21 protein-coding genes and 2 pseudogenes are annotated in these 25,748 nt (G+C 70.1%); 13 read left to right on the forward strand and 10 right to left on the reverse strand.

Annotation, left to right across the window (positions count from 1 at the left end):
• Nucleotides 1-8 precede the first annotated feature (8 nt).
• On the forward strand, nucleotides 9-362 hold the full coding sequence (locus tag ACRAS8_RS35520) for a CU044_2847 family protein (RefSeq protein WP_438490151.1): 354 nt from the start codon (nucleotides 9-11) through the stop codon (nucleotides 360-362).
• Between the two features lie 141 nt (nucleotides 363-503).
• Here the strand turns inward: ACRAS8_RS35520 and ACRAS8_RS35525 are convergent, their stop codons facing one another.
• From ACRAS8_RS35525 to ACRAS8_RS35545, 5 genes are all read right to left on the reverse strand, one after another.
• Nucleotides 504-1,232 carry a helix-turn-helix domain-containing protein gene (locus ACRAS8_RS35525; protein ID WP_438490152.1) on the reverse strand — a complete coding sequence of 243 codons (729 nt, stop codon included), beginning with the start codon at nucleotides 1,230-1,232 and terminating at the stop codon, nucleotides 504-506.
• 58 nt (nucleotides 1,233-1,290) lie between these two features.
• The gene (locus tag ACRAS8_RS35530; RefSeq protein WP_438490153.1) at nucleotides 1,291-2,160 is read right to left on the reverse strand and encodes a universal stress protein; all 870 of its coding nucleotides are present in this window, start codon (nucleotides 2,158-2,160) and stop codon (nucleotides 1,291-1,293) included.
• A complete protein-coding gene (locus ACRAS8_RS35535) occupies nucleotides 2,157-2,864 on the reverse strand; it encodes a CBS domain-containing protein (protein ID WP_438490154.1) in 708 nt (235 codons plus the stop codon). The genes ACRAS8_RS35530 and ACRAS8_RS35535 overlap by 4 nt, the downstream gene beginning before the upstream one ends.
• Nucleotides 2,865-2,988: 124 nt before the next feature.
• Complete coding sequence (locus ACRAS8_RS35540; protein ID WP_438490155.1) at nucleotides 2,989-3,849, reverse strand: universal stress protein; 861 nt, start codon at nucleotides 3,847-3,849, stop codon at nucleotides 2,989-2,991.
• Between the two features lie 13 nt (nucleotides 3,850-3,862).
• A complete protein-coding gene (locus ACRAS8_RS35545; protein ID WP_438490699.1) occupies nucleotides 3,863-4,138 on the reverse strand; it encodes a hypothetical protein in 276 nt (91 codons plus the stop codon).
• Here ACRAS8_RS35545 and ACRAS8_RS35550 point away from each other — a divergent pair.
• Nucleotides 4,124-4,246, forward strand: a complete 123-nt coding sequence (locus tag ACRAS8_RS35550; protein WP_438490687.1) for a universal stress protein — start codon at nucleotides 4,124-4,126, stop codon at nucleotides 4,244-4,246. The genes ACRAS8_RS35545 and ACRAS8_RS35550 overlap by 15 nt on opposite strands.
• Before the next feature lie 29 nt (nucleotides 4,247-4,275).
• Here the strand turns inward: ACRAS8_RS35550 and ACRAS8_RS35555 are convergent, their stop codons facing one another.
• The 5 genes from ACRAS8_RS35555 to ACRAS8_RS35575 all read right to left on the reverse strand — a co-directional run bounded on the left by ACRAS8_RS35555 (nucleotide 4,276) and on the right by ACRAS8_RS35575 (nucleotide 17,753).
• On the reverse strand, nucleotides 4,276-5,877 hold the full coding sequence (locus tag ACRAS8_RS35555; protein ID WP_438490156.1) for a PfaD family polyunsaturated fatty acid/polyketide biosynthesis protein: 1,602 nt from the start codon (nucleotides 5,875-5,877) through the stop codon (nucleotides 4,276-4,278).
• A gap of 23 nt (nucleotides 5,878-5,900) precedes the next feature.
• Nucleotides 5,901-8,195 carry a 3-hydroxyacyl-ACP dehydratase gene (locus ACRAS8_RS35560; protein ID WP_438490157.1) on the reverse strand — a complete coding sequence of 765 codons (2,295 nt, stop codon included), beginning with the start codon at nucleotides 8,193-8,195 and terminating at the stop codon, nucleotides 5,901-5,903.
• Entirely contained in the window at nucleotides 8,195-14,416 is a 6,222-nt protein-coding gene (locus ACRAS8_RS35565; protein WP_438490158.1) for an SDR family NAD(P)-dependent oxidoreductase, read from the reverse strand. The genes ACRAS8_RS35560 and ACRAS8_RS35565 overlap by 1 nt, the downstream gene beginning before the upstream one ends.
• Before the next feature lie 409 nt (nucleotides 14,417-14,825).
• A complete protein-coding gene (locus tag ACRAS8_RS35570; protein ID WP_438490688.1) occupies nucleotides 14,826-16,955 on the reverse strand; it encodes an MMPL family transporter in 2,130 nt (709 codons plus the stop codon).
• 300 nt (nucleotides 16,956-17,255) lie between these two features.
• Entirely contained in the window at nucleotides 17,256-17,753 is a 498-nt protein-coding gene (locus ACRAS8_RS35575) for a hypothetical protein (protein WP_438490159.1), read from the reverse strand.
• An 802-nt stretch (nucleotides 17,754-18,555) separates the two neighbouring features.
• Here ACRAS8_RS35575 and ACRAS8_RS35580 point away from each other — a divergent pair.
• The 11 genes and pseudogenes from ACRAS8_RS35580 to ACRAS8_RS35630 all read left to right on the forward strand — a co-directional run bounded on the left by ACRAS8_RS35580 (nucleotide 18,556) and on the right by ACRAS8_RS35630 (nucleotide 25,747).
• On the forward strand, nucleotides 18,556-18,900 hold the full coding sequence (locus ACRAS8_RS35580) for a class I SAM-dependent methyltransferase (protein WP_438490689.1): 345 nt from the start codon (nucleotides 18,556-18,558) through the stop codon (nucleotides 18,898-18,900).
• Nucleotides 18,842-18,979: a hypothetical protein gene (locus ACRAS8_RS35585; protein WP_438490700.1), complete on the forward strand. Its 138-nt coding sequence runs from the start codon at nucleotides 18,842-18,844 to the stop codon at nucleotides 18,977-18,979. The genes ACRAS8_RS35580 and ACRAS8_RS35585 overlap by 59 nt, the downstream gene beginning before the upstream one ends.
• A gap of 118 nt (nucleotides 18,980-19,097) precedes the next feature.
• The gene (locus ACRAS8_RS35590; protein WP_438490160.1) at nucleotides 19,098-19,550 is read left to right on the forward strand and encodes a methyltransferase family protein; all 453 of its coding nucleotides are present in this window, start codon (nucleotides 19,098-19,100) and stop codon (nucleotides 19,548-19,550) included.
• Nucleotides 19,528-20,106, forward strand: coding sequence for a methyltransferase (locus ACRAS8_RS35595; protein ID WP_438490161.1), 579 nt, complete (start codon nucleotides 19,528-19,530; stop codon nucleotides 20,104-20,106). The genes ACRAS8_RS35590 and ACRAS8_RS35595 overlap by 23 nt, the downstream gene beginning before the upstream one ends.
• 150 nt (nucleotides 20,107-20,256) lie before the next feature.
• On the forward strand, nucleotides 20,257-20,820 hold the full coding sequence (locus ACRAS8_RS35600; RefSeq protein WP_438490162.1) for a hypothetical protein: 564 nt from the start codon (nucleotides 20,257-20,259) through the stop codon (nucleotides 20,818-20,820).
• Complete coding sequence (locus tag ACRAS8_RS35605) at nucleotides 20,817-20,999, forward strand: hypothetical protein (protein WP_438490163.1); 183 nt, start codon at nucleotides 20,817-20,819, stop codon at nucleotides 20,997-20,999. The genes ACRAS8_RS35600 and ACRAS8_RS35605 overlap by 4 nt, the downstream gene beginning before the upstream one ends.
• 33 nt (nucleotides 21,000-21,032) lie before the next feature.
• Nucleotides 21,033-21,377 (forward strand): annotated as a pseudogene (locus tag ACRAS8_RS35610) (radical SAM protein); the annotation flags it as partial.
• A 61-nt stretch (nucleotides 21,378-21,438) separates the two neighbouring features.
• Nucleotides 21,439-22,193, forward strand: a pseudogene (locus ACRAS8_RS35615) (carbamoyltransferase C-terminal domain-containing protein); the annotation flags it as partial.
• A 269-nt stretch (nucleotides 22,194-22,462) separates the two neighbouring features.
• Entirely contained in the window at nucleotides 22,463-23,920 is a 1,458-nt protein-coding gene (locus ACRAS8_RS35620; RefSeq protein WP_438490164.1) for a phage tail sheath family protein, read from the forward strand.
• Between the two features lie 25 nt (nucleotides 23,921-23,945).
• On the forward strand, nucleotides 23,946-24,386 hold the full coding sequence (locus tag ACRAS8_RS35625; RefSeq protein WP_438490165.1) for a phage tail protein: 441 nt from the start codon (nucleotides 23,946-23,948) through the stop codon (nucleotides 24,384-24,386).
• A gap of 35 nt (nucleotides 24,387-24,421) precedes the next feature.
• Complete coding sequence (locus tag ACRAS8_RS35630; protein ID WP_438490166.1) at nucleotides 24,422-25,747, forward strand: phage tail sheath family protein; 1,326 nt, start codon at nucleotides 24,422-24,424, stop codon at nucleotides 25,745-25,747.
• Nucleotide 25,748: the final 1 nt, after the last annotated feature.

The raw sequence follows: 25,748 nt of genomic DNA on the forward strand, positions 1-25,748 counted from the left end.
GGAGTGTCATGCCGGACGCCATCGAGTTCCCCCTCTCCGACGGCACCGTCGTCCTCGTCGCACCCCCGGCCCGCAGCGGCACCGGAGCGGTCGGCCTCAGCGATCGCCTGCAAGCCGCACAGCAGGGCTTCCGCGAGGCGCTCGCCCCCGTCACCACCGCCGCCGCCGAGGCGATCGACGGGTTCCGCAACCTCGTCCACCGCCCCGACGAGGTCGAGGTCAGCTTCGGCGTCATCCTGGACGGCAAACTCGGCGGCCTCATCGCTGGCGCCAACGCCGGCGCCCACCTCGATGTCACCCTCCGCTGGAAGGGCTCGGCCGCCACCCCATCCGCCGACGCCGAGGCCCAATCCCCGTCCTGACCCGTCGGCATCACCGGTCTACGGTCAGCCCGGGAGGCCGCGCGGCTGAGGGAGCGGCGCGCCGTCGGGTGTGCCGCCGTGGTGTCGGGCGAGGCGGTTGTTGGGACCGTGGCGTGCTCGGCGGCTCGCCGGCTCCGGAGTTCATGGGCCGGAGTCGTGCGTGGCTTCTCCGGTCGGCGGGGACGGTGCCCCGGGGACGCGAATGCGTCGCCCGCTGAGGTGCGTTGGCCGGATGGCGATCCACTGATGTCGGCCGCTGCCGACCCAAGGGGCCGAGTATGCCTGTTCCTCGAACTTCCGGGATTCGTAGAAGCCGGTGACGACGTCGGCGGGCCCGACGGCGAGCACGCTCCAGCCCTGGCTGAACGCGTCGTCGATGTGGTCCACCTCCAGGGCGGCCTCGTGACCGGCCGCCGCGGCGGGACCGGAGCCCGCCTGGGTCCGGAAGGCGATCACGTCGTCGATGACGGTGTAGTTGACGGGGAAGACGGCCGGGGTGTCGTTGAGGGTGATCGCCACCCTGCCGATGCCGTGGGTGGAGAGCAGTTCCCGGCATTCGGCGGGGCCGAGCGTCAGCACTTCGGGGTGGGCGCCGGCCTTGCCGAAGCCGGCCGGGAGGTCGGCGGTGCCGCCGGCCAGCTCGGCGATCGAGGTGTTGAGCGCACTGGCAAGGCTCAGCAGGAACCCGATGCCCGGTTCGGCCCCGTGTTCCTCGACGTACTGGAGGTAGCCGGGCGAGGCGCCGGCCCGGGCCGCGACCTCCTCGCGGGTCAGCCCCAGTTGCTGCCGGCGCAGTGTAACGCGTCGCCCCAGGTCGCTGCGGGAACGGCTCGGTTCGGCGCCGGATCCGGTTGCTCGGTCGGTCGTCATCGTGCACGCATCCTTTCTGGCAGGCGGGACGGACTCGCCCGTGCGGGGGCTCGGGGGCTCATTCGTGGGGCACGATCGCCACGGGGCACGGCGCGTGATGGACGGCGGCGTGGACGACGTGCCCGATGCGCGGGACCGCGTGGCCGAGGTGCCGACGGCCGACGATCAGCAGCTGCGTGCCCGCCGCGCCGTGCAGCAGGGCCGGCGCCGGACTCTCCATCACCACCTGCTCCTCCACCGGCACGTCCCGGAACTTCTCCCGCCACGGGCGCAGCGCCTCGGACAGCTCCTGGCGCGCCATCCGGGCTGCGACCTCCGCGTCGGCGCGTTCCACGGCGCCGCTCCGGTCGTAGTCGTAGGCGAACGGGGGGAGGTTCCTGCCGTGCACGGCGCGGAGCCGGACGGCGCGCCGGGCGGCGGTCTCGAAGGCGAAGGCCAGCAGCGCGTCGCAGGGGGCGTGCAGGCTTACCCCGACCGCGACGCTGCTGCTGTCGTCGGCCGTGGGACCGTCCTGCCTGGCCCGGACCAGGACGACTGGAATCGCGACCCGGGGCACCAGGTCCAGGCCCGTCTCGCCGAGCGCGAAGCGCGCCGCCGGGCCCAGCCCCCGCGACCCCAGGACCAGCAGATCTGCCTGCTCGGCGGCCTCGGCCAGGGCGTCCAACGGCGGCTCGCGCACCGGACTCACTTCAACGGGCACTCCCGGCTCGGCCGACTCGACCTCGGCCCTGGCTTCCTCGATGATCGGGTCCGGCCGGTGCGGGATCTCCCGGGCCCATGGTGCGGCCCGCGGCTTGGCGGTCAGCGGTTGCCAGGCGGTCAGGAGCCGCAGCCGGGACTGCCGCAGTCGCGCCTCGCGCGCGGCCCACCGTGCTGCCGCGAGCGCATGGGGCGTGCCGTCCACGCCGACGGTGACGACGTTCTTCATGACGGCGCCCGGCTTTTCTCTCCTCGTTCCTCGCTGATCCCGACGGTCCGGTCGCCGGCTGCCGGTGCCGGCTTGAGGTCCTCGGAGACCGACACCACGCCGTCGACGCTTGCGCACATCCGCACCAGCACGGGGATCAGCAGCGGATCCGCCACGGTGCCGTGCAGGGCGACCTGTCCCCGGTTGACCGCGGCGGTCACGCCCGCGGCGCCGAGACGTGCCGTGCGCCCGACGACCTCCCGGGTGATCTCCTCCCGTATTGCCTGGTCCTTGCGCAGGAAGACGCGCAGCAGGTCGCTGCGGCTGACGATGCCCAGCAGGACATCCGCCTCGTCGACCACGGGAAGCCGCTTGAGCCGCTGTACCTCCATCAGCCGGGCCGCCTCCACCACCGTCCAGTCCGGATGGGCGCACACCGCCGGAGCGGACATCAGCTCCCCTGCGGTGCGGCCCTCCGCGCGGGCCTTCTCCCACGCCTCCAGATGCGGCAGCGGTGTCCGTCCGGACAGATCGGACCGGTCGGCCGCCTTCCGCAGCAGATCGGCCTCCGAGACGACGCCGGCCGGCCTGCCGAGGCTGTCCAGGACCGGTACGGCGCTCACCGCGTGGTCGGCGAGGGTCTGCGCGATCTCCTTGAAGGGGGTGTCGAGCTTCACGCTCACGACCTTCCGGGTCATCAGCTCACCTATCGTGCGGTGCTCCATCTCCGGCTCCTTCCGCCACGGCGGCCCGCGATGCGGCCGCATCTCCAGCGTGGCCGGGCCCGCCGCCGGCCCGATATGAGCCACTCGGCCCTCTCGCATGGCCGGCCGTCCCCGGCAGGCCGCCTCACCCACCGGTCGGCTGTACCGGGACGATCGCGACGGTGCACGGTGCCTGGTGAAGCATCGCGTGGTTGACGGGCCCCAGTTGCGGGCCGAGGGGGTTCGATCGCCGACGGGCCCCCAGGACGAGTAGCTCCGCGCCCTTCGCCGCCCCGAGCAGCGCCGGATGCGCACGGCCCGGAACAACGACACGGCGTACCGGCACGTCGGGGTGGAGTGCGACGGACCGTGCCAGGGACTCGTCCAGCCAGTCCTCGACCGCTTGCTCCCGCCGGGCGTGGCGCTCGGCGGACAGACCAGCGTGGACGGCGGCGTGCACGACGGTGACGCCGTAGCCGTGCAGCGCCGCTTCCGCGAACGCGAAGTCGGCCGCTGCCGGCGTCCGGCCCGGTTCCGCGAGCCCGAGCACGACCCACTGCCCTCCTGCCTCGTCGGAGGCACGGCCGGGTCGTACCACGATCACCGGACAGTGGGCCCGTGCCGCGACGGTCAGGCTCACCGAGCCCAACACCATGCCGGCCAGGCCGTGCCCCCGGCTGCCGACCACGACCATGGCGGCGTGGTCGCTCGCGTCGACCAGCGCGTACACCGGGTCCTCCTCCCGGACCACGGCGGACACAGTCACCGCCGGCCGCCGCAGCCGGACCCGCTCCTCGGCGCCGGCCACCACGTCCTGGGCCGCGGCATCCCGTCGTGCCTGCGGATTCCGCGCGCCGGGCAGCGCGGAGTTCGCGTACGACTCCCACAGCGACGCGTGCAGAACGTGGAGCGGACAACCACGCAGGGCCGCTTCGGCGGCGGCCCAGTCCACCGCGCGCAGGGCGTCGTCCGAGCCGTCGGTGCCGACGACCAGGGGTGTACTCATACGGCTCACCGCCTCACCGGGTGTACGGGCGCGGGCCGGACGGCCGTGGTGCGATGCGGTACTCGACCGCGGCGCCCCACCGTCCCATCCTCCGCCACTCGTGTTGCCCGGCACAGAGGCCGGACGGCCGTACCGGGGCCATGCGGCCCTGGTGCTGCGGACCGGTGGCCCCATGCGTCGTGCGTCCCGTGCACGGGACGCTGAGGGCGAGGCGGCGGGGGGTGCCTGCCGCAGGGAGGTGCGGCAGGGCGGTGCCGTCGCTGCCGGAGAGCTGGTGGTCGGCAGCCACGGTCACGGAGGGTTCGCCGGCGCCCCGCTGGGCTCGGTCGGCCAGCACTGTACCCAGCACGCGCCGTGCCCGGTCGTCGTCGTCCGGGGTGCGAGCGGCGGAACGTAGCCTGCCCGGCGGACCGCGGTCAGCCTGCCTCACCGAGTACGACGTTCCCCGCGGACGCCGGGGTCCGCGGGGGAGGGGGACGGCAGACGGTATTCGGCGCAGGAGGCCGGGAGGCGTACGCCGGCCAGGCGCAGCTGGCTGACCCGGCTGTGGAAGGCTGCGCCGCGCAGGAGGTGTTCGGCGATGGTGGCGGCCTGGCGTCGTTCCGGGGCGGCCAGTGTGCTGTCCGCGGTCCAGGCGTTGAACGCGCCCATCGCCGGGCCGCACCAGATCTGCCAGTCGCCGGAGCGCTCGGCCTGCCCGGAGGTGGCCCAGCGTGAGGCCATTGCCAGGTACCAGCGGAAGACGAGGGCCATCCGGTATTTCGGGTCCCGCTCGGCGCGCGGCAGTTGGTCGGGGTGATGAGCCTTCAGGTAGGCGGTGCACTCGTCCATGGCCTGTGCCAACGGGCGGCGCAGGATGCGTTCTTGGAGCGTACGGCGTTCGTCGGGCGGGAGGTCATCCAGGCCGGCGTGGTCCCGGTAGAGGCGATGGAGGCGGGCCGCGTTGCCGGGGAACAGTGTTCCGCGGGCCAGGACCTGTACCTGCGCGCCCTGCTCGAACATGTCCGCTGCCGGGGCCATGGTGCAGTCTGCCGGGCCGGCCTGTGCCAGCAGGCGTTTCACGCCGGGTGAGGTGCCCGCCTCGGTGGTGGCCTGGTTGACCGAGCCGGTGACGACGTAGTCCGCGCCCAGGGCGAAGGCGGCCGTCATGGCGTGGGGGGTGCCGATACCGCCGGCGGCGCCGATGCGTACCGGGGTGCCGTGCGGGTGGGCGTGCTCGCGGGCGATCCGGTCGCGTAGCCGGAGGAAGGTGGGCAGCAGGATGGCCAGCGGGCGGCGGTCGGTGTGTCCGCCGGAGTCCGCCTCGGCCGTGATGTCGTCGGCCATGGGGACGGAGCGGGCGAGTTCGGCCTGTTCGGCGGAGACCAGGCCGCGGGCCGTGAGGTCGTCGACGATCTCGCGGGGGGCCGGCCGCAGGAACAGTTCGGCGACCTGCGGGTGGGAGACCTTGGCGATCAGCCGGTGTTCGGCCCGGACCCCGGTGGCCGGGTCGCGGCGCAGTCCGACCACCCGGTAGCGCACCAGGTCCGGGGTGAGCCGCACGAAGGCGGATGCCTCCAGGCAGCGCACCCCGTGGCGCAGGCACGCGTCCACGCAGGCCTTCTCCATCGCGGGCGCGAGGGGGCTGTGGATGAGGTTGCAGGCGAAGGGTGTGTCTGTGGCGCCGAGTTCGGCCGCCAGGCGGCCGAGGGCCTGGTCGATCTGGTGGTCAGGCAGTCCCGCGGAGCCGAACGAGGCCAGGTGTCCGGTGCGGGCCAGCGCGGCGACCAACTCCACGGAGGCGATGCCGCCGGCCATCGCGCCCGCCATGTACGCGTAGCGGACGCCGTGGTGGCGCCGGAACTCCGCGGAGCCGATTGCCCGGTGGGACAGCGGCCCCACGGCGGCGAGCAGGGTGGTGCCGGAGCCGGCTGCGGGGGGATGGTGGGTGGCGCCCGGCCGGCCTCCGCTGCTGACGATGTAGCAGGGGCGGTCGAGTGCCGAGAGCACCTCGTACAACCCCTCGGGGTCGTGCCTGACGGTCGTCATCCCGATTCCCCCTTGTCGTCCCGTCACGTGGAGGTGACCTGTACGGCGATGTTGTCCACCTGGTAGATGCGCAGGTCGTCTCGCCAGACGCTGCCGTCGGCCAGGAGCCGGACGGCTTCGCCTTCCCGGCGCACCTCACGGATGTGCACTTCGCCGCGGACCTGTTGGTGCTCGCGGAGGATCTGTCCGCGGTAGGTCCACCGCACCTCCTCGCCGACCGCGAGGGCGAAGTGCGGGTGTGGCAGGAGGTGGTCCACCAGACCGGTGTGCAGCGCGTAGGCGTGCACGGCCTGGTAGAGCATCTGTACTCCGGCCGAGCCGGGCATCACCGGGTCCTGGAAGAAGTGCTGTTCGAAGTACCAGTCGTCGGGGCGCACCGGTTTGGTACACAGCAGATACCCGGTGCCGTACTCGCCCCCGTCGGGGACCAGGATCGCGTCCTCCAGGAGTGCCATCCGCCCGTGGCCCAGCCGGGTGTCGTCGCGCAGATCCAGGCGGCGCAACTGCGCCGGGGGCGGTGGGCAGCGGTCCAACCAGGGCGGGACGAGGCGCCCGCCGTCCAGGCCCTGCTGCTGGGCCAGAAGCTCCGGGGTGAAGTAACCGTGCACGGCCGTGCCCGTGTAGAAGGGCTCGCCGCCGGTGCTCAGCGTGAAGTCGTAGCGGTGGATGAGGCCGCCGGGCAGGGCGGTGTGGGAGGTGAGGGTGGTGTGCTGCTCGACGGTCGCGCCGCGCGGATCGACCTCGCGCAGCAGCCGAGCGGTGCCGTCGAGGTTACGGCAGGTCAGGTCCTGGTCGGGGTACTCACCGAGGACGCCGAGGAGCCCGCTGAAAATGCCTGGGGGCTGTAGCGCGATCTCCATGAGCGCCAACTGCGGCAGGGCGCCGCCGCTTTCACGGACGTACCACGGATCCTCCGGTACGTCGTGTTCGCTGACCAGCCAGCTGCCTGGCCGGTACTCGAGCCAGGCACCGATCTCCGCTTGGCGGCATCGGTCCAGCATGAGCATGTCGCCGCGGGGCAGACGTGGGCGGATCTGTGCCGTGCCGTGGAGGTCGGGGACGTCGTGGAGCGTATGGGCTCGGTAGTTTCCCTCGGCGGCGACGGCCGGGACCAGTTCACTGCACACCGCCCACCGTCCGGCCGTGCTGCGGCGGCAGCCTTCCCGCTCCAAGCCGAAGGCCAGATCGGCTCCCGGCCTCTCCCGGAGCGTGACGCCCAGGTCGCGCAGACAGGCGACCAGCTGTCCGCCCACGGTGATGCGGCAGTCGCCGATCAGGAACGGCCGCGGGACCATGCCGAGTTCGGTCACCTCCATCTCCAGGTGGAGTTCGGCCTGCTGCGGTGCGGGGGTGTCGAGCAGCTCGACGAGGGCGGGACGGTCGGTCAGGGGGGTGGTCCTGGCACCGGGGAGGCACAGGTGGAACCCGCGGTGGAAGGCGTAGACCCGCAGGAGTTCGCTCGCCGTCGCGATGAGCCGCGGCCAGGCGGCGGCGGTGCCCTCCTGCGCGGGCAGGTGCGCGGTGGCCCGCAGGAGTCCCTGTGCGTACGCGCCGCCGCGGGGCTCGATGGCGGTGACCTCGGTCAGCAGCCGGGCAGGCCAGGGCGCGGGGAGCTCCTCGGGCGACAGGCCGCGCTGGTCGAATGGGACACCGAAGACCGTGGCGAACTCCCCGGCGATCAGGGCGTCCAGCTCGGCGGCGCAGAGCCGTTCCACCGGGGTGCGGGCCAGGGGGCGCGGATCGCGCGGGTAGCGGGGGACCGGCCGTCGCGGCCACGGCGGGGCCTGTGGGTGCCTGGTGACGACGGCGATGACCCGGTCCCCGTCGCGGATGTGCCACCGTGCCGGCAGGGGCGTTCCACCGGAGCCGGGGGCGGGACGGGCATCCAGTGTCGTGGGACCGTCCGGCACGGTGCTGCACCAGGTCACCTCGATCGCGCCGGTGCCGTCGCCCGGAAGCGCGCCGGCCGCCGTTCCGAGGACCGCTGCCGTGCCGTCGTAGACCTCCTGCCTGGTGAGTGGCGCCGGGCCGTCGCCGGTGGGGTGCGCGCCGTTCGTCCGGAGGATGTCCGTGGTGCCGGTGAGCGGGGCCGTGCGGGCGAGCTGCCAGGCACTGATGGCCCGATGGGCGTCGAGTACGGCGGCGTGGGCTCGCTGGAGCTGCTCGGCCATCGTCGCGGCCAGCGCCGTGGGAGGGACGGGGACGGGCGCGCTGCCCGGCTGCACTGCCGACGGCCTGGTCGCCCGCTGAGCCGGCAGGGGGCCGGGCGGGGCGGTGAGCTCGCCGAGGGGGACTCCCTCGAAGGTGAGTTCTTCCATCATGCCGTCCCGGGGAGTACCTGGCTGTAGATGGGGGAGCCGGCTCGTGCGGCGGTGCCGCGCACGGCGGTTTCCGGTTCGATCCACAGAGCGCGCACCCCGCTCCAGCGCTGGTGGATCCGTCCGTCGGGCGCGCAGGCGGTCAGCGTGCCGGTGGCGAAGAGCGGGTTGTCCCTGGAGTCGACAGCGGAGATGATCACGAACGGCTCGTCGTCGGGCAAGGGGGAGAACAGTTCCACCCGCTCGACGCCGACCGGCAGCGGGAGGAGGCCGTCGCCGTCTTGCCGTAGCAGGTCCAGCAGTGCGGCCTGGAGCAGCAGGTCGGCCAGGGCCGGACTGTAGAGACGACCCCCGAACGCTCCCTTGCCGAGCGACGGGTCGGGCATACGGGCGGACACGATCAGCCGGTCGGACTCGTCCACCCGACTGTTGCGCAGCCCGGCCAGGGTCGGGCCGTGGAAGAGCCGGCCGTCGTCGTAACCAGGGTGAAGGTCCTCGGTCACCTCGTAGGGAAGCAGCTGCACGCGTGGCGCCTCCGGTGGCCGCTCCGCCCGTCGGAAGAAACCCGTGTAGTGCAGCTGTTCGTCCGCGGTGGTGGCGTCGTGGACGGTCGCCCGTACGGTGTCCGGGCCCGCTTCCGGATCCGGTACCAGCTGGATGCGGTACCGCTCCGGGTGTCCTTCGGGGAAGAAGATCCCTCGGGCGATACGGAAGTCGCGGAACTCGACCACCGGTTGACTGCCGCCGTGTGCGCGTTCGACCGTGTGCAGAGCCCAGCCCGCGGCGGCCGTCATGGGCATTACCGGCACGTCGCCGATGCGGTGGTCGCGCAGGACCGGTTCTCCGCCGAGGCCGGTCAGCATGCGGTAGGCGGTGAGACCCTCGGGTGGCAGCTGGTCCACCCGGCGGTACGGCGGCCCGAGCGGACCTGCGACGGTGACCCCGGCCGCGTCGCGGTCCCGGCCGCTCATCAGTGCCAGGAAGTATGCGCACCCGGCTTCCCGGGTCAGCACCGGAACCCCTGCTTCCTTGTAGAGCTGCTGAACGTGGGCCGCCATGCCGCCGGCCCACGGGCCCCAGTCGATCGGCACGACCCGGCACCGGGGGTGGGCGGCCTGGAAGGCGCAGCCGAAGCGGGTCAACGCCTCGCTGGCCAGGGCGTAGTCGGCCTGGCGCAGATTGCCCCAGAGGCCGGATACCGAGGAGAAGAGCACCAGGTGCCGAAGGCGGTCGACGTCCAGCGCGTTGAGCACGTGGTGGATGCCACGGAGCTTGGTGTCCACCACCGGTGCGATCGACTCCGCGGTCATCTCCGCCAGTGGCTTGTCGCCCAGCACGCCCGCACCATGGACCACTCCGGTGATGCGCGGTGCGTACGGGGCGAGAGCCTGTGCCAGCGCTTGGGCGTCGAGGACGTCCGCGGCCACGTACTCAGCCTGGACGCCCTGCGCGCGCAGCTCGTCGAGCGCGCGGCGGATCCGCCGCTGTTGCAGCAGCCGGTCGGCGCGCTCTGCGATCCCTGTGAGGGTTGCGGGATCGTCGGGGTCCTCGCCTGCCTCGCGTGCCCGAGCCTGAAGGACGGTACGCAGATCCTCCACGCTGTCCGCCCCGGCCGCCCAGTCCGGTTCCCCGGTCAGTGGGGTGCGGCCGAGGAGGAGGTAGCCGCACCGGTGCTCGCGGGCGAGCGCGGCCATGCACCAGGCGGTGATTCCGGAGGCTCCTCCGGTGACCAGCAGCAGATCGTCCTCGGTCAGTGTCGCCGTCGCGCCGGCTTCCCGCGCATCGGCGGGCTCCGCCTTCCGCGGTGCGGGCAGGGACGGGGGAAGGTATTCGGGCGGCGGGGACGGTGTCTGGGACAGGAACGGTGTGCGGCGGTGCGTCCCGTCCCGGGCGACCTCCCGGAGGTCCGTGGCGATGTCGGTGATCTCTGCGAGGAAGGCGTCGCCCACACTCCGAGCGGACAGCCCGGGCGCGAAGTCCAACGCACGGCAGAACAGGCTGGTTTCCTCCAGGGCGACCGTCTTGACCAACCCGCTCAGGCCGCCGGCCGGCGCCAGGGCCAGGTCGCCTCCGGCCCCGGCGTAGCCGAGGGCCCCGTCGAGCTGCGTCACCGTCAATATCCCGGCCCGCTTCCCGCCCGCAGCCGCTCCCCGCAGAGCGGGACAGACTTGCTTGGCCACCAGCACGGCGTGCCGGAGCCTTTCGACCACCTGGGCGGCAGGCAGAGCGGCGGAGGGACTGATCGGGAGGGCGCACAGATCGAGACGGGGCTCGTCGGCCAGGATCTCGGCCAGGCCACCGGAGAGCGTGGCTTCCTCCCAGTCTTCCAGCTGCCAGGTGCGGGTCTTCCCTTCAGACGTGCCGCGTGCGGCGTGGGGGACGTACAGGCGGCTGGTCCGCCAACCACGGGAGCGCAGGGCCGCGTCGAGTGTGCCGGACAGGTCACCTCCGTCGTCCAGCAGCAGGGCGTGCGGCTGCTCCGGATAGACGTCCGGGCACACATCCGGCTCGGGCAGCTCGCGCAACGCGACGAAGGCGCGGCCCAGTTCGCAGTCGTCGAAGGACAGTTGCAGCTGGGGCCGAGAGCCGGTGAGGACCTCGTACAGCTTGTCGATCAGCTCGCGCACCGTTCTGGCTTCGCTGAACTGGTACAACTCGCTCCGAGTGATCGCCGGGTAGCGACGCCACATCTCCGCGCCGATCTCCACTTGCTTCAGCGAGTCGATGCCCAGGTCCATCTGGATGTCCATATCGGGCTCGATCATGTCGACGTCGTAGCCCGTCTTCTCGGCCACGACTTCGCGGAAGACCCGTTCCATCTCCTCTGGATCCAGATCGCCGATTTCCATCGGCGGCCGTTCGTCCTCGGCGCCGCCCCTTTCCACAGCCCACAGCTGCGCCAATGCCGACTTGGCCGAACTCTGCGACGTACCCGAATCGGCAGGCGGCTCTCCGGCTGGCGGGGCAGCCGGCGAGGGCCTGTCGTCGCCCGCTTTCCGGGGGCCGGGCAGCTCCGGTGGCGCATCGCCGTTCTGGTGTGAACTCGCCAGCTGTGTCTGGCCGTTGACGGGCAGCCGCAGCAGGCTGGTGACGACCTCGCCGGCCCTGGTGTGTGCGTCCCCCAGAGCCAGGCTGTGCTCGGTGACGGCGCTGACCGCGGCAGCCAGTGACGCGTCCACCCGCCCGTCCGCGGCGCTCTGGCCCAGCAGGCGGGTCAACTGCTCCGCCGTGTGCAACTGGCCGTCCAGGTAACGGGTGTGCGCGGCCAGATGCTCGGCGGCGGCACGGGAGAGCGGGTCGGTTTGCCACTCACGTACGGCGGGACCCGCGGCGACAGCGGGCGTCGAGGTCTCTTCCTGGGACGGGACCCGGCGCTCTTCAGCGGTGGGACGAGCCCCTTCCTCGGCGAGCAGTCTCTCGTAGGCGGGGCGGCGGGACACGGTGGCGAAGAGCGGACCCTCCAGGGTGCGGGCGACTTTGGAAGGGACGGGGCGCTCGGCCTGCGGCGGGGCGTCGTAGCGGTTGATGTCGCTCAGCGGCAGTCCCAGGACGGCAAGTTGGACAGCGGCCTGCTTCAAGGCCGCGCAACTGTCGGCGGTACCGCCGATGTCGCAGGCGACCGCCGTCACGCCGCGTTCGCCCAGGGTGCGCTCCACCAGACCGGTCAGGATGTGCTTGGGCCCGAACTCCACGAAGATCCGGATACCGTCCGCGTACATTTCCTCCAGTCGGGCGGCGAAGTCGACCGGTCGACGAAGCTGCTCGACGAGGGTGTGGCGGTTGGCCTCCGGGTCCTGGCCGTAGGTGGCACCGGGAGTGTTGGCATAGACCCGCAGGGTGGGGGACGCGAACGCGGTCGCGGCACAGGCCGCGCCGAACGTCTCGGCCGCGTGCTGCACATGGGAAGTGTGGAAGGCGGCGGCGACCGGCAGCCGCTGCGCCGGGACCCCCCGGGTGACGCACTCCCGCACGAACCGTTCCACGGCGGGGACCGGGCCCCCGACCACGTACTCGTTGGGGGCGTTACGGTTACACACCGTCAGCTCGGCGTGTCCGGACAGTGCCTGCCGGATCTCCGGCTCCGGTGCCCGGACCGCCGCAAGGGTGCCGGCGTCGCCCTCACGGTCCGGCGGGGGCTCCATGGCCCGCCCACGCGCGTGTGCCAGCGCCAGGAACGCCTGGTCGTCCCAGACACCGGCCGCCCACAGTGCGGTCAGTTCCCCGAAGCTGTGTCCGAGCAGTCCGTGCGGAACGAATCCCAGCTCCCGCAGGTAGCGGTACTGGCCCATGGACAGGGCACCGAGCGCCGACTGCGCGTACGTCGTGCGCCGCAGCCGTTCCTCACGCGCGCGCTCCTCCCCGACGCCGGGCGGCGGGAAGACCGCGCGGGCCAGGCTGTCTGAGGAGGGGAAGAGCGCGTTGGCGGCGTCGAAGGCGGCTCGCACCGGGGGCACGGCCATCGCGGCATGCAGGCCCATCTCCACGTACTGACTGCCCTGGCCGGAGAAGAGCGCGCCGACCTTCGCCTCCGTCGGGAGGGCCCGCCGGCGGTAGTGGATGCCCTTGGTGTGGCTCCAGCTGTCATGGCCGGAGTTCGCCCGCAGTTGCTGGACGGCCGCGGCAAGCAGCGCATCGTGGTGCTCCTTCCCGGTGGCAACGAAACCGACCCGGGCGTGCCCGGCCGGTACCGGACCGTCGTCCGGGGCATCGCCCCGCTCCAGGCGCTCGCGCAGCTCGTCCGGGTCGGCGGCATGCCACAGCAAGGCCGCCGGAGTGCGGTGCAGTGCATGCTCCGGGTGCCCCGCCCCACCGGGATGCTCCTCCAGGACGGCGTGATAGTTCACCCCTCCGAATCCGAACGCGGAGACGCCCGCCCTGCGCACCCCCCGGGAGGCGTCACGCACCCAGGGGCGAGCAGTGGTGTTGAGGTAGAGCGGGCTGTTCTCGGCGGTGGCGGCCGGGTTGGGGGTGTCCACGTTGATGGTGGGCGGCAGCACCTTGTGGTGCAGCGCCAGCACCGCCTTGATCATCCCGGCGACTCCGGCCGCGGCCTTGGTGTGGCCGATCTGCGACTTCACGCTTCCCACCGCGGCGAAGCGGCCCTCGCCGAGGGCGGCCAGTAGCTCGCTGAGCGCGTTCAGTTCGACGCTGTCGCCGGCCGGGGTGCCGGTGCCGTGAGCCTCGATCAGCTCCACCGACCGCGGCGCGCAGTCGGCGTCCTCGTACGCCCGGCGCAACGCGACCAACTGGCCCTCACCGCAGGGCGCGTAGATGCTCTGCGCCATTCCGTCGCTGGAGCTGCCCAGCCCCCGCAGCACCGCGTAGACCCGGTCCTCGTCCCGCTCGGCGTCGCCCAGGCGCTTGAGCGCCAGCATCCCGACGCCCTCGCCCACCAGCGTGCCGTCCGCCTCCGTGTCGAAGGGACGTACCCGTCCACTCAGTGACAGCGCGGGTGTCTTGCTGAAACACATATAGGGAACGATCGTGTTGTCCGCGTCGCAGCCTCCGGTGAGCATCAAGTCGGCGCGACGGCTGAGGAGTTCGTCGACAGCCGAGCGCAGTGCGGCCAGTGAGCTGGCGCAGGCCGCGTCCACGGTGTGGTTGGCGGCCCGCAGGTTCAGCCGGTTGGCGATCCGGCCGGAGACGATGTTGCCCAGGACTCCGGGGAAGGAGTCCTCGGTCCATGGCGGCAAGCCGGCCAGACTCGTGCGCATGACCCGGCGTGCCTGTTCCTCGGGGATCCCGCAGGCGACCATCGTCCGCACCATCTCGGGAGCGAGCAGCCGGGAGGCGAGGGGGATCAAGGTGGAGTTGGCCCCACATACGCCGAGCACCACACCGGCACGCTCCGGATCGAACCAGTCCCGACGCCCGCGGCCCGCGTCGGCCAGCACGTCCCTGGCCACCATCAGGCTCAGCAGTTGCACCAGGCCAACCGAGTCGATGCTGTTCGGCGGCATCCCGAACTCCCGCGGATCGAACACCACCGGAGCCAGGAACCCTCCGCGGCGGCAGTAGGTCCGGTCCTCGGCGAAGGGATCGGGGTCGTAGTGGTCGTCCGTGCTCCACCACGCCTCGGGGACTTCCTCGGAACAGTCCCGGCCCGCGACAATGTTGTCCCAGAACTCCTGTACGTCCCGGGCCTTGGGGAACATCCCGGCAATGCCCACGATCGCAATCGGATCGTGCGCCAGGCGGCGGTCGACGACATCGGTTCGCATCACTGGGTACCCCACTCGGACAGCGACCAACGGAAGAAGCAGCCGACACCCATTGCCGCCTCGGCGGGAACGGGATTATTGGGCGCTCTTTGTGAGGCTAGCGCCTTTGTCATTCCCTCGGTAGGTGCCAACTGGGATTGCCCGTAGCGGATATTCACCCGACAGACCGGACAGCGGTCTGCGCTGATGGATCGGCCGCGCCAAGAAAGCCGACCACTAATGCCCCGATCGTATGTGCCATGAAACTCTGCCCGAAAGTGCACCGCATTTCTGTTGCCATGGAGTTTGGCGGCGAAAACTGTACGAGGTTGACTCCGCGTATCACGTGATCTCTTCAACTCGGACAGATCACGGACGTATTTACTGAGAACTGCTTCCTCACCACGACGACGCACTGGCGTTTTCGCACTCAGGACACGAACTCGCCTGATGGACCCGACACTTGGGACCGAGGTCTGCGTGTTGTGGGCAGCCACCAGTTGGCTCGCCCCAGCATCCGCATAGCGGCCGGAACGAGCAGCGCCCGGACGAGGCTGGCGTCCAGCGCTACAGCGATGAAGACGCCCGTGGCCAACTCCTTTACCAGAACCACGCCGTTGGTGGTGAAGATCGCGCTGACGACCAGCACCACCGCCGCGGAAGCGGTGATGATCGGAGCGGACCGCTGTAGCCCCGTCGCGACCGCAACAGCATTGTCGCCGGTGGCGTCGTACTGCTCGCGGATGCGCGACAGAAGGAGGAGTTCGTAGTCCGTCGACAGGCCGATCAGGAGGATCAGCATGGTCACGGGCTGGGTGACATCGATATAGCCGGTGCGGCCTGCACCGACCAGCCATGCCAGGTGCCCGTCCTGGAAGATCCATACGAGTGCGCCGAAGGAGGCGCCGATGGACAGCGCGTTGACCAGCAGCGCCTTCGCCGGCAGGACCACCGACCGCAACGCCGTCAGCAGCAACACATAGGTGAACGCCGCGATGAAGAGCAGGGCCCACGGCAGTCGTCGGCCCAGCATCTGGAGGGTGTCCTGAGCCATCGCCGACAGCCCGCCGACCAGCACTTGTCCGCCGTCCGGTGGGTGCAGCGCGCGGATGCGCTGCACCAGAGTGCGGGTGGCCGGGTCCTCGGCGCTGCTGTCGTGCGTCAGGTAGATCACCGCGCTGTGTTGGGACGTCGCGGCGATGAGCCCGGCACCGGCGCCGGGCAGACGGATGAGTTCGTTGCCCCAGGCCGTGAGCGTCCGCTTCCCGGTGTCTGTGTCCAGCCGGTCCGGGACGGTGACGACCACCTGGACGGCGTCCAGTCCGCCGAGTGCGAAGTCGCGTTGCAGGGCGTCGGATGCCCGGCGGGCCGGTGCGTCGGTGGGCAGGGTTCGCTGGTCGGGAAACCCGAGGGTGAGGTGTGCGAAGGGCGCTGTCAGGACGAGCAGGGTCAGGAGGACGCCGATCGCGTAGTGCCCTGGCCGGGCCATCACCGCCCCGGCGAGTCTGGCCCAAGGCCCTTCTTCCCGGCCCGCACGCTTCCACCGTGGCGGGCGGAGCCGTCGTGCGGTAAGGCGCCGGCCCAGGAGGGCCAGCGCGGCGGGCAGCGCGGTGACGCTGAGAACGGCGCTGACGGTGATGACGAGGGCTGCGGAGACACCGATCGACCGCAGGATGCCGACAGGGAAGAGCAGGAATGCCAGAGCGATGCCGCTCATGGTGGCCCCGGAAAGGAACACCGTGCGGCCGGCGGTCGCGCAGGCGGTGGAGACGGCGTCCGACACGCTGTCACGGCCGGCGAGCTCTTCGCGGAACCGGCCGACGACGAACAGGGCGGCGTCCACTCCCAGGGCCAGCCCCAGCGCGGTCACCAGGGTCAGGGTGATGGCCGAGATCTCCACCACGTCGTTGAGCAGCACGAGTATGCCCAGCGTGATGCTGATGCTCAGCCCACCGATGACCACCGGCAGCAGGGCGGCCACCAGATTCCGGAAGATCAGCAGGAGCAGGGCGAACACCAGGGGAAGCGCGATGAGCCGGGCCCGGTTCACATCCGCCAGGCCCCTCTCGGCGACTCCGTCGACCAACGCGATCGGCCCGGTGCACTGAATGTCGAAGCCCGCCGCCCGCAACGCTGGGCGCAGCCGGTGGTAACTGGCCGTGCGGCTGGTGTCGTCCGCGCCGGCGAGCATGATGAGGACGGCTGTCGCATGGCGGTCCTTCGAAGCGAGCAGGGGCAGATCGCGCGACCAATACGTCATCGTGGAGACGATGGTCCCCTTCGGCGCGGACGCCAGCGAACCCTCCACTGCCCGGCGGAACGCCGTCTCCTTCACGGTATGGCGGGGGTTGCGGTAGATGGCGATCACGTCCGCGCCACCTCGCCCAATGCGTTCCCGGATCGCCATGGCGGCCCGGTTCGACTCGGCGTCGCGCGCGATGAATCCCCCGTAGCTGATCCGGTCGTGGATGCCTGACGCCACCACCGCCGCCAACGCGGCCAGCACCAAGGGCACCACGAGAAAGACCCACCTGCGGCGGGTGGCGGCACGGCCGAGCATCACGAACACAGGTCCTCCCGGATCGGGCCGGTGGGGGCAGTACGCGAGCGTCCGGAATTCCAGCTCGCCGGGTTGCCGGCAACCGCGACGGTGCCACATGGCGCATGCCGCGCGCCCGGTTCCGTCAGCGTGAATGTCGGTGGAGGACGTGAATGCGGAAAGGATGGAAGAGGGGCCTCCCGGAGAATCTCCGTCACGGAGCACGGGCTGCTCGCTGCCGTTGTCAACGGCTACCGAGATCCTGTTGCTGGAGCTTGCGCCGGAGGGTATGTAACGCCCGGCGCAAGCCCGTTCAACCCCTCAGGTTCCGTTCACGGACCCGCTACCGGAGCCGGTGGCCCCAGCGAAGGTCCCGTTGGAAATGCAGTCGAGCCGAACCTGCTCGGGAGCGGTGCCCGCACCCTTCACCATCGCGCCCGCGAAGGCGCCGCCGGTGATCGAGCCGCTGGCGATGCTGCCCGAGATTCCGTGGCCGGCGGTGGCGGCCCACACCACGGTTCCCGCGCCGGTGCTGGTCTGCCCATCGGGCCAGGTGACCTTGGCCGTGACGTTCGTCGTTGCGCCCGTGCAGTTGTTCCGCGGGATGGAGAACGTCGCCGTGCCGATGCCGGTGCCGTTCTCCGTGCCTGTGACGTCGCACGACCCCGTTGCCCGGTACTTGACCGGCTCGCCCTTCTCACCGGGGTCGTCGGTCTTCGTCACGGACCCTGTGCCGTCCTTGCAGATGATGTTGACGGCTGTGATGCCGGCCGCCCGCGACGATGCGGCGGGTGCGGCGGGCGCGACCGTGGCCGTCACCGCGGTTCCGGCCAGAGCCGCGAACAGTCCGTAGACACCGAGACGGATGAGACGGCGGCGCCACTTCGACGTCGCGCCCGCAATCTCCCCAACATCTTCCTCCAGGCTTCCCCGGACACTCTTTTCAGCGCACATGCCTCCTCCTTCCGAGAGGAAATATCTCTACACCGGGACAGGGGAAATCCCTACGCGAAAATTACTCAAGACAGCCACAGATTCGCGGCAGCGGCGGGTAAGTTCCGGGTGACTGGGCTTAACGAAAAAGTGCGCGCCTATCTGCGCTGCATGCAGGGCAGAGTCGTTGACTGGCCGAGGCTGCTCCACCCTTATGCGAATCGTACAGCGGTGTGCCTCGCAGGGGAAGGCGCCGGAACGTACTAATTCAACTGCTCTTCCGCAACGCTGCCACGACGGGACAAATGTCCTTCACGCGTCACTTCGATAAAACACATCAACGAAACGCAGGTATTCGATATTTGACCGGATGTGAGATTGGGAGTGGCGGGGGTGCCCCTAGTGACTCGTGATCCCGCGGGTTCCCCAGCGGGGGCGTTGGGGTAGGGCACGACAGGCTTTGGGCGCGGTCACCTGTCTCTCGGGGCAGTGAGAGACGAGTATGAACGAGTAGGAAGTCGTATCTTCCGTGTGCTGCCACGCGTTGGCCAACCACCTGGCGGAAAGTAGCTCGCCGAACCGCTGAGAGGGGCTGCCGATGACAGAGACAGAGACGATTCCAGCGATGCGGGAAGAGCTACTGGAAATCGCGCGGTCTACCAGGGGCTGGATGTACGAGGTCGAAGGGATGGCGCTGTACGAGTCGGCGCTGGAGCAGGCGCGGCGGGGCGTCATACTCGAACTCGGCACGTTCTGCGGTAAGTCGACCGTCTATCTCGCTGCGGGCGTCGAACCGTCGGGCGGTCTCGTGGTCACGGTGGATCACCACCGAGGATCCGAGGAGCATCAGGTCGGAGAGGAATACCACGATCCGAGCCTGCTCGACGCGGATCTGACGCGCATCGAAACCCTTCCCTACTTCCGACGAGGAGTACGACCTGTGGTCGCGCTGGATTCTGCCCGGCGGATATCTCGTGTTCCACGAAGTCTATGTCGATCACGAACGCTGGCACGCCCCGCGCCGCACCTATGAGCGTGCGCTCTCCAGCGGGCTGTACGAGGACGTGCGCGCGGCCAAGTCGCTGCGCGTGCTGCGGCGGGTCGGCGGGTGAGTCGACGGGCCGGATCCCTCGAACTTCTTGCTTTCTTGGCGATGGGCGTGATGGGCGTGTGGAACGGAGTGCAGCGGTGAAGGTCGGTCTCTGTGGGGAAAACGCACACGACAGGAAGTTGCTGGACAACGCCGAGGTGCCTCGTCCGTTGATCGAGGCCCATCTCGGTTCACTGCTGGCCCGGGTCCTCGTCGTCACGGCGGAGCTGCGACTGATGGACCGCTTGGCCGAGAAGCCGCTCACCGCCGGTGAACTCGCTCATCGGTTGCACCTGGATTGCGGCGCCCTCACGCGCGTGCTGAACGTTCTGGAAGCGGCCGGCTACGTCGTCGATGTGGGTGGCGGTCCGGGACGGGAGAAGAGGTTTGCGCCCACCGGGACCTCCCGCCGGTGGCTGGTCAGCGACCGACCGGGATCCGTCGTCGACTACCTGGAACTCCTGCCGTACAACGAATGGAAGTGGGCCGAGCCGATACGTCCGGACGGGAAAGCCCGCCGAATGCCACAGCAATCTCGACGAAAGGCAGTGGCAGCTCTACCAGAACGGCATGCGGGTGCTGGCCGAGCGTGAGTTCGCCGAGTTCGCCACCGCCGTCCCGCCCTTGGCCGACGCCCGGATGCTGCTCGACCTGGGCGGCTCGCACGGCGGCTACTCCGCCGCACTGTGCCGGCGCTGGCCGCGGCTGCGGGCACGCATCATCGATCTGCCGGACGCGGTGCGGCATGCGGCGCCACTCCTCGCGCGCGAGGGGATCGGTGACAGAGTGAGCCATGTGGCCGCGGATGTACGCCGTTACGACCTCGGCCGGGACCGTCCGGACGTCGTGCTCATCAGCCAGCTGTGCCATCACTTCGACGACGCGGAGAACCGGCAACTGCTGGGCCGGGTCGCCGATGCGCTGGAGCCCGGGGGCCTCGTCATCGTGCAGGACCACATCGCTCCGGACGATCCGGGGGCGGCGGACCTCGTGGCCGGCCTGCTGGATTTCTCGTTCGGTGTCAGCAGCGGTTCCGCACTGTGGTCCGCCGCGCGCATCCGGGAATGGCAGCGCTCGGCCGGACTCTCCCCCCCTCGCGCCGACCGCTTTGCGAAGCAACCCCGGAATCATGCTCGTCATGGCACGTAAAACGACAACGCCGGCGTGAGGGGAACGACGACCACTTCCCCTTCGACCGGGCCTTGACGAAGACACGATCTTGACGAAGACAAGACATCGATGAAGGCGCGACTTCGATGAAGGAAAGACTTCGACACGGCCTTCTGGTGGGTGAATTCTGTGCACACCGCTCTGCAACTCGGACTCAACGGTTTCGGCGTGCTCGGCCGACGTCCGGAGACCGACCTGCCCGGCGTACTGGATCTGGCCGAGCGCTCCGGCTTCGACGGGGTCGAGGTGATGAGCAACCTCGCCTCGTCCGAGGAACACCGCACGGCACTCACGGGGCACGGCATCCGCGTCGCCGCCCTCCACCTCTTCGTCGAGGAGATCGACGAAGGCGGCCTGGGCCACTGGGCGGAGGTGCTGGAGAAACTGGGCAGGCCGGCGCTGGCGCTGTCCTGCGCGGCCGTCGACGGCACGTACGACAAGCACGCCGAAATGGTCCGGAAGATCGAGCGGATCGCCGACCGTCTGTACCCATGGGGAACGGAGCTGTATTTCCATTCGCACGGGGCGGAGTTCGGCGTACGGACGGACGAGGGGGAAGAGGGGATCGATCACCTGCTCCGGACCGTGCCGCAACTGCGGCTGATCCTGGACACCTACTGGATCCACGGGCCGGCCAGAGCCCTCCCGAGATCATCGACCGGTACTCCGCGAGCAGCGGCTACTACCACTTGAAGGACGGTACCGCGGACGGCGGCAGCGACCTGGAAGAGGGCGATGTCCCGCTGCGCGCATCCGTACGGGCCGCCAAAAGCAACCACATCGACTGGGTGGCCCTGGAACAGGACGTTCCCGCAAAGGAACCGGAAGCGCTCTTCGCCCGGTTCCACGCACTGGTATCCGGCACAGATTGAAGTGATGGCGCCATGCCCACTGCTCATCCCGTGATGACGGAACGGCGGAAGAAGAACCAACAGCGAAACATCGGCGAGTTCGCCCGGCAGTGCACCGAGTTGGAGAGCCGGCCGCTGACGCTGCTCGTCGAACTCACCCAGAACTGCAACCTGAACTGCCCCAGTTGCCGCAGCCAGGGACCGTACCGCCGCGAGTGGAACATGAAGCCCGAGGTGTTCGACCGGGCGGCCGAGGAACTCTTCGACGACGCGATGATCGTGGACCTGCGCGGATGGGGCGAAAGCCTCGTCTACCCGCGGTTCGCGGCGATGGCCGAACGCGTGCTGGACTCCGGAGCGCAACTGCGCATCGTCACCAACGGCCAGGTCGACAAACCGGATCTGTGGGACCGGATGATGTCCTGCGGCTCCCTCGTCTCGATCTCCTGCGACGCGGACCGTGTGGGTGCAGCCCGCGGCAGGCGACGCGGGTACCGCGCTCGGCGGCGCCCTCCACGTGGCGCACGAGAACGGCGACCCCGTCGCACCGATGACCACCGCGGCCCTCGGCCGGGTTGGAGCGATGAGGAACTCGCGCGGTGGCTCGCCAACGCCAGTGTCCCGCACACCAGGCCCGCCGACACAGCGGAGGTCACGGCGCAGGCGCTGGCGGAGAACCTGGGGGTCGGGTACTTCCAGGGGCGCAGCGAGTTCGGCCCCCGGGCGCTGGGGCATCGCAGCATCCTCGCCCACCCGGGCTCCCCGCGGATGACCGAGCGCCTCAACGACGTCAAGGGCAGGGAACAGTTCCGCCCCGTGGCCCCCATGGTCGCGCTGCACCGGGCGGCCGACGTCTTCGAAGGGCCGCTTCCCAGCCCCTACATGCTCTTCACCCACCGGGTACGGCCTCAGTGGCGCGAGATCATCCCGGCTGCGGTCCACGTGGACGGCAGCGCCCGCATCCAGACCGTGGACGCCGCCACGGAGTCGACGGTGGCCCGCATCCTCGATCTGTTCGAACGGCGCACCGGCATTCCCGCCGTGATCAACACGAGCTTCAACACGGCGGAACAGCCCATGGTCGACCACCCCCGTGATGCCCTCGCCTGCTTCGCCACCGCTCCTATCGACGTCCTCGTCCTCGGCCCGTTCGCGATCCACCGCAACGACCTCGGCAGCACCCGGGTGGCCGCTGTGACGGACCTCGACGGTTGAGACGGGAAGCGGGGGGCTCCCCCTTGGCGGGATATCAGCGGCCCCGCTACGTCTTCTGTCGTACCTTCCTCCGTTTGCGTGCGTGCGCCCCACGGGAGTGGTTCGCTGAAGTGCCGCATTCCCGATGAGAGCCGCATTCAGGATCAGTGCCGCGTTCTGGATGAGAGCCGTATTCTGGATGAGAGGGGTAACAGGGCATGGTTTCAGGTCCGTTGGCACCCGGAGTGTTCGTCAAGGAGCGTTCGAGCGGAGTCCGGACGATCACCGGGGTGGGGACGTCCACCCCCGCATTTCTCGGCTACACCGTGCGCGGTCCACAGACCTCCACGCCGCCGGTACGGGTCAGCAGTTGGTCGGAGTTCGTGGACACGTTCCACTTCCGGCCCCCGATGGGGGCGGAGGCGTTGGGGCGGGAGCTGGAGAGGCTGCCCGGGGCCATCGCGGAGGGTACGGCGGAGCTTGAGCGTCTGGGAACGGATCTCGCCGAGAAGGCCACCACGGGCGATCCCCCTGTCCTCACCCAGCAGGAAATCACCGTCCTCGCCTTGGTGCAGGCTGCCGACTGGGCCGGGGAAGCCGTCGGGGAGGAGGAGAGGAAGGCGGCCGAAGACGCGGCGAAGAAGGCGCTGGAAGCCCTTCCCGGGCCGTACGGGCGCTGGCTCGCGGCCGGGAACGAAGTGGCCGACCTCAAGCGGCGTGAGGGGGAGTTGACCGTCTGTGCCGGATACTTCGAGCAGTCCGGAAAGTTCCAACTGGCCGAAGCGGTCTACGGGTTCTTCGCCAACGGAGGAACGTCCTGCTACGTCCTCCGGCTCGACCCCGACCAGCTCCTCTCAGACGAGGTCGACGGGCGCCCCGACACACGCACGGGTCTGGCCGGACTCAAGACGGTGCCGGACGTGACCATGGTCGCCGTCCCGGACGTATGGAGTGAGGGCACCACTCCGGCGGACGCCGCCACCATCATGGGGAAGGTCGTCGGCCACTGCGCGACCATGCGCAACCGGCTCGCCCTCCTCGAACCGCCACCCGACACGGCACCGGCCGATGTGCCGGCGTTCCTCGACAAGTTGGCCGGCCCGGACGAAGACGACGCCGCGTTCACGGCGCTGTACTACCCCTGGGTCAAGGTGCCCGGCGTGGACGGCACCCGGCGCACCGTCGTCCCGTCCGGTCACCTGGCCGGTGTGTGGGCCCGCACGGACGCCGAACGCGGCGTGTTCAAGGCCCCCGCCAACCAGAACCTGCGCGGCGTGCTGTCCCTCCCCACGCTGCTCACCGACCAACGGCACGGCGAACTGAACAAACAGGGGGTCAACTGCCTCCGCTTCTTCCCCGGCCGGGGGCTGATGGTGTGGGGTGCCCGGACGCGCTCCAGCAGTCGTGACTGGTGCTATCTCAACGTGCGGCGGCTGGTGTCGTTCCTGTCCGACTCCATCCGCCAGTCCTCCACTTGGGCCGTCTTCGAGCCCAACGACGACCGCCTGTGGGGCACCCTGCGGCATGCGGTCAGCAGTTTCCTGACCGATCAGTGGCGTCAGGGTGCGCTGCTCGGTCGCACGCCGGACGAGGCGTTCTACGTGATCTGTGACCGTACGAACAACACCTCGGCGACGATCGAGGCCGGTCGGGTGATCTGCGACATCGGTATCGCGCCCGTGCGCCCCGCCGAGTTCGTCCACTTCACGATCACTCAGATCGCCGGCCAGCCCGGCACCGACAACTGACGCCCGGAATTCAGGAGGCACGCACGTGTTGACCGGTGACACCTTCAGCAGTAGCACCTTCGCCATCGAACTCGGCAAGTTCCAGGTCGAGACCGTCCAGGACGTCTCCGGCCTGACACTGGAACAGGACGTCGTCGAAACCCGGCAGGTGTCCTCCACCGGCGAGCTGATCGTGCGCAAACAGCCGGGCGCGCGCAGGACCGGCGAGATCACCATCACCCGCGGCATGGACAAGAGCACCGCGTTCACCGACTGGATCAAGACCACCCTGGTCAACGCCGACCTCGACAGTGCCCGGCAGAACATCACCATCGCCCTGAAGGACGCACAGAAGCAGACCGTCCGCCGTATCCACCTGACCAACGCCTGGGCGTCCCGCTGGGAAGGCCCCCAACTCGGCGCGGCCAACTCCACGAACGCGACGGAACAGGTGACGATCACCTACGAGGACATCACCGTCGAATAACCCGGAGCCGAACAGCCGAGAGGGGAACGACAGCAATGACCACGAAGCCTCCGGGTGTCTACGTCACGGAGAAGTCCAGCGGCGTGCGCATGATCGTCGGCGTGGGCACCTCCACCCCGGCCTTCCTCGGATACACCACCACACCGACCGGGACCGCCGATGAGACGGCGACCCCTCCGTTCACACCGGAACAACGGAAGATCCCGCAGCCGATCCGCGGGTGGCAGGAGTTCACCGACCGGTACAGCATCCCGGCACTGGGGAAGGAGCTGGCGGCCCTCCTGACGAAGAAACCGCAGGTGGCCGCGGACCTCAAGAGGATCCAGGTAATCCAGCGCTGCTTCACCCTCGCCGAGGCGGTCTACGGGTTCTTCGCCAACGGCGGCACGTCCTGCTACGTCGTCGGCTTCCTGAACCCGGAGGCCCCTGTGTCGGAAAACGGCCTCGGCGGCAACGAGGAGGCGCGCACCGGGCTCGACGGTCTGAAGACGGTGCCGGACGTGACCATGGTCGCGGTGCCCAGCCTCTGGGACATGACTGTCGCGGCCACCGACGCCAAGACCCCGCCGGAGCCGCATCTGCCGAACGGAAAGTCGCTCATCGTCAAGGTCCTGGCCCACTGCACCGCCCAGCGCAACCGTCTCGCGGTGGTCGACGCACCTCCCGGCCAACTCGTCGAACCGCTCAAGGAGTTCGTCGGCACGGTCGCCTCGCCGGACTCGGACGAGGCCGCGTTCATGGCGCTGTACTACCCGTGGGTCAAAGTCCCCGGCGTGGACGGTGTGCCGCGCACGGTGCCGCCCTCCGGTCATCTGGCCGGTGTGTGGGCCCGTACGGACGCCGAGCGCGGCGTCTTCAAGGCCCCCGCCAACCAGAACCTGCGCGGCGTGCTCGACCTCCCCACCCTGCTGTCCGATGACGAGAACGGTCAACTCAACGAGCAGGGGGTCAACTGCCTCCGCGTCTTCCCCGGCCGGGGCCTGTTGGTGTGGGGCGCCCGGACGCGCTCCAGCAGTCGTGACTGGCGCTATCTCAACGTCCGTCGGCTCGTGTCGTTCCTGTCCGACTCCATCCGCCAGTCGACCACCTGGGCCGTCTTCGAGCCCAACGACGACCGTCTGTGGGCCACCCTCCGGCACTCGGTCACCAGCTTCCTGACCGACCAGTGGCGCCAGGGCGCGCTGCTCGGCCGTACCCCCGACGAAGCCTTCTACGTGATCTGTGACCGTACGAACAACACCTCGGCGACGATCGACCGCGGTGAGGTGATCTGCGACATCGGTATCGCGCCGGTGCGTCCCGCGGAGTTCGTCGAGTTCACCATCACCCAGATCGCCGGCCAACCCGGCACGAGCAGCTGAG

Origin of the sequence: Streptomyces sp. S186, assembly GCF_051603415.1 — a bacterium.
Taxonomy (GTDB): Bacteria; Actinomycetota; Actinomycetes; order Streptomycetales; family Streptomycetaceae; genus Streptomyces.

What these genes read in the sequence shown, in the direction of transcription:
- ACRAS8_RS35520 (WP_438490151.1), top strand. Translation starts at nt 9, where the DNA reads ATGCCGGACGCCATCGAGTTCCCCCTCTCCGACGGCACCGTCGTCCTC.
- ACRAS8_RS35525 (WP_438490152.1), bottom strand. Translation starts at nt 1,232, where the DNA reads ATGACGACCGACCGAGCAACCGGATCCGGCGCCGAACCGAGCCGTTCC.
- ACRAS8_RS35530 (WP_438490153.1), bottom strand. Translation starts at nt 2,160, where the DNA reads ATGAAGAACGTCGTCACCGTCGGCGTGGACGGCACGCCCCATGCGCTC.
- ACRAS8_RS35535 (WP_438490154.1), bottom strand. Translation starts at nt 2,864, where the DNA reads ATGGAGCACCGCACGATAGGTGAGCTGATGACCCGGAAGGTCGTGAGC.
- ACRAS8_RS35540 (WP_438490155.1), bottom strand. Translation starts at nt 3,849, where the DNA reads ATGAGTACACCCCTGGTCGTCGGCACCGACGGCTCGGACGACGCCCTG.
- ACRAS8_RS35555 (WP_438490156.1), bottom strand. Translation starts at nt 5,877, where the DNA reads ATGACGACCGTCAGGCACGACCCCGAGGGGTTGTACGAGGTGCTCTCG.
- ACRAS8_RS35560 (WP_438490157.1), bottom strand. Translation starts at nt 8,195, where the DNA reads ATGGAAGAACTCACCTTCGAGGGAGTCCCCCTCGGCGAGCTCACCGCC.
- ACRAS8_RS35565 (WP_438490158.1), bottom strand. Translation starts at nt 14,416, where the DNA reads ATGCGAACCGATGTCGTCGACCGCCGCCTGGCGCACGATCCGATTGCG.
- ACRAS8_RS35570 (WP_438490688.1), bottom strand. Translation starts at nt 16,955, where the DNA reads ATGCTCGGCCGTGCCGCCACCCGCCGCAGGTGGGTCTTTCTCGTGGTG.
- ACRAS8_RS35580 (WP_438490689.1), top strand. Translation starts at nt 18,556, where the DNA reads ATGGCGCTGTACGAGTCGGCGCTGGAGCAGGCGCGGCGGGGCGTCATA.
- ACRAS8_RS35595 (WP_438490161.1), top strand. Translation starts at nt 19,528, where the DNA reads ATGCGGGTGCTGGCCGAGCGTGAGTTCGCCGAGTTCGCCACCGCCGTC.
- ACRAS8_RS35630 (WP_438490166.1), top strand. Translation starts at nt 24,422, where the DNA reads ATGACCACGAAGCCTCCGGGTGTCTACGTCACGGAGAAGTCCAGCGGC.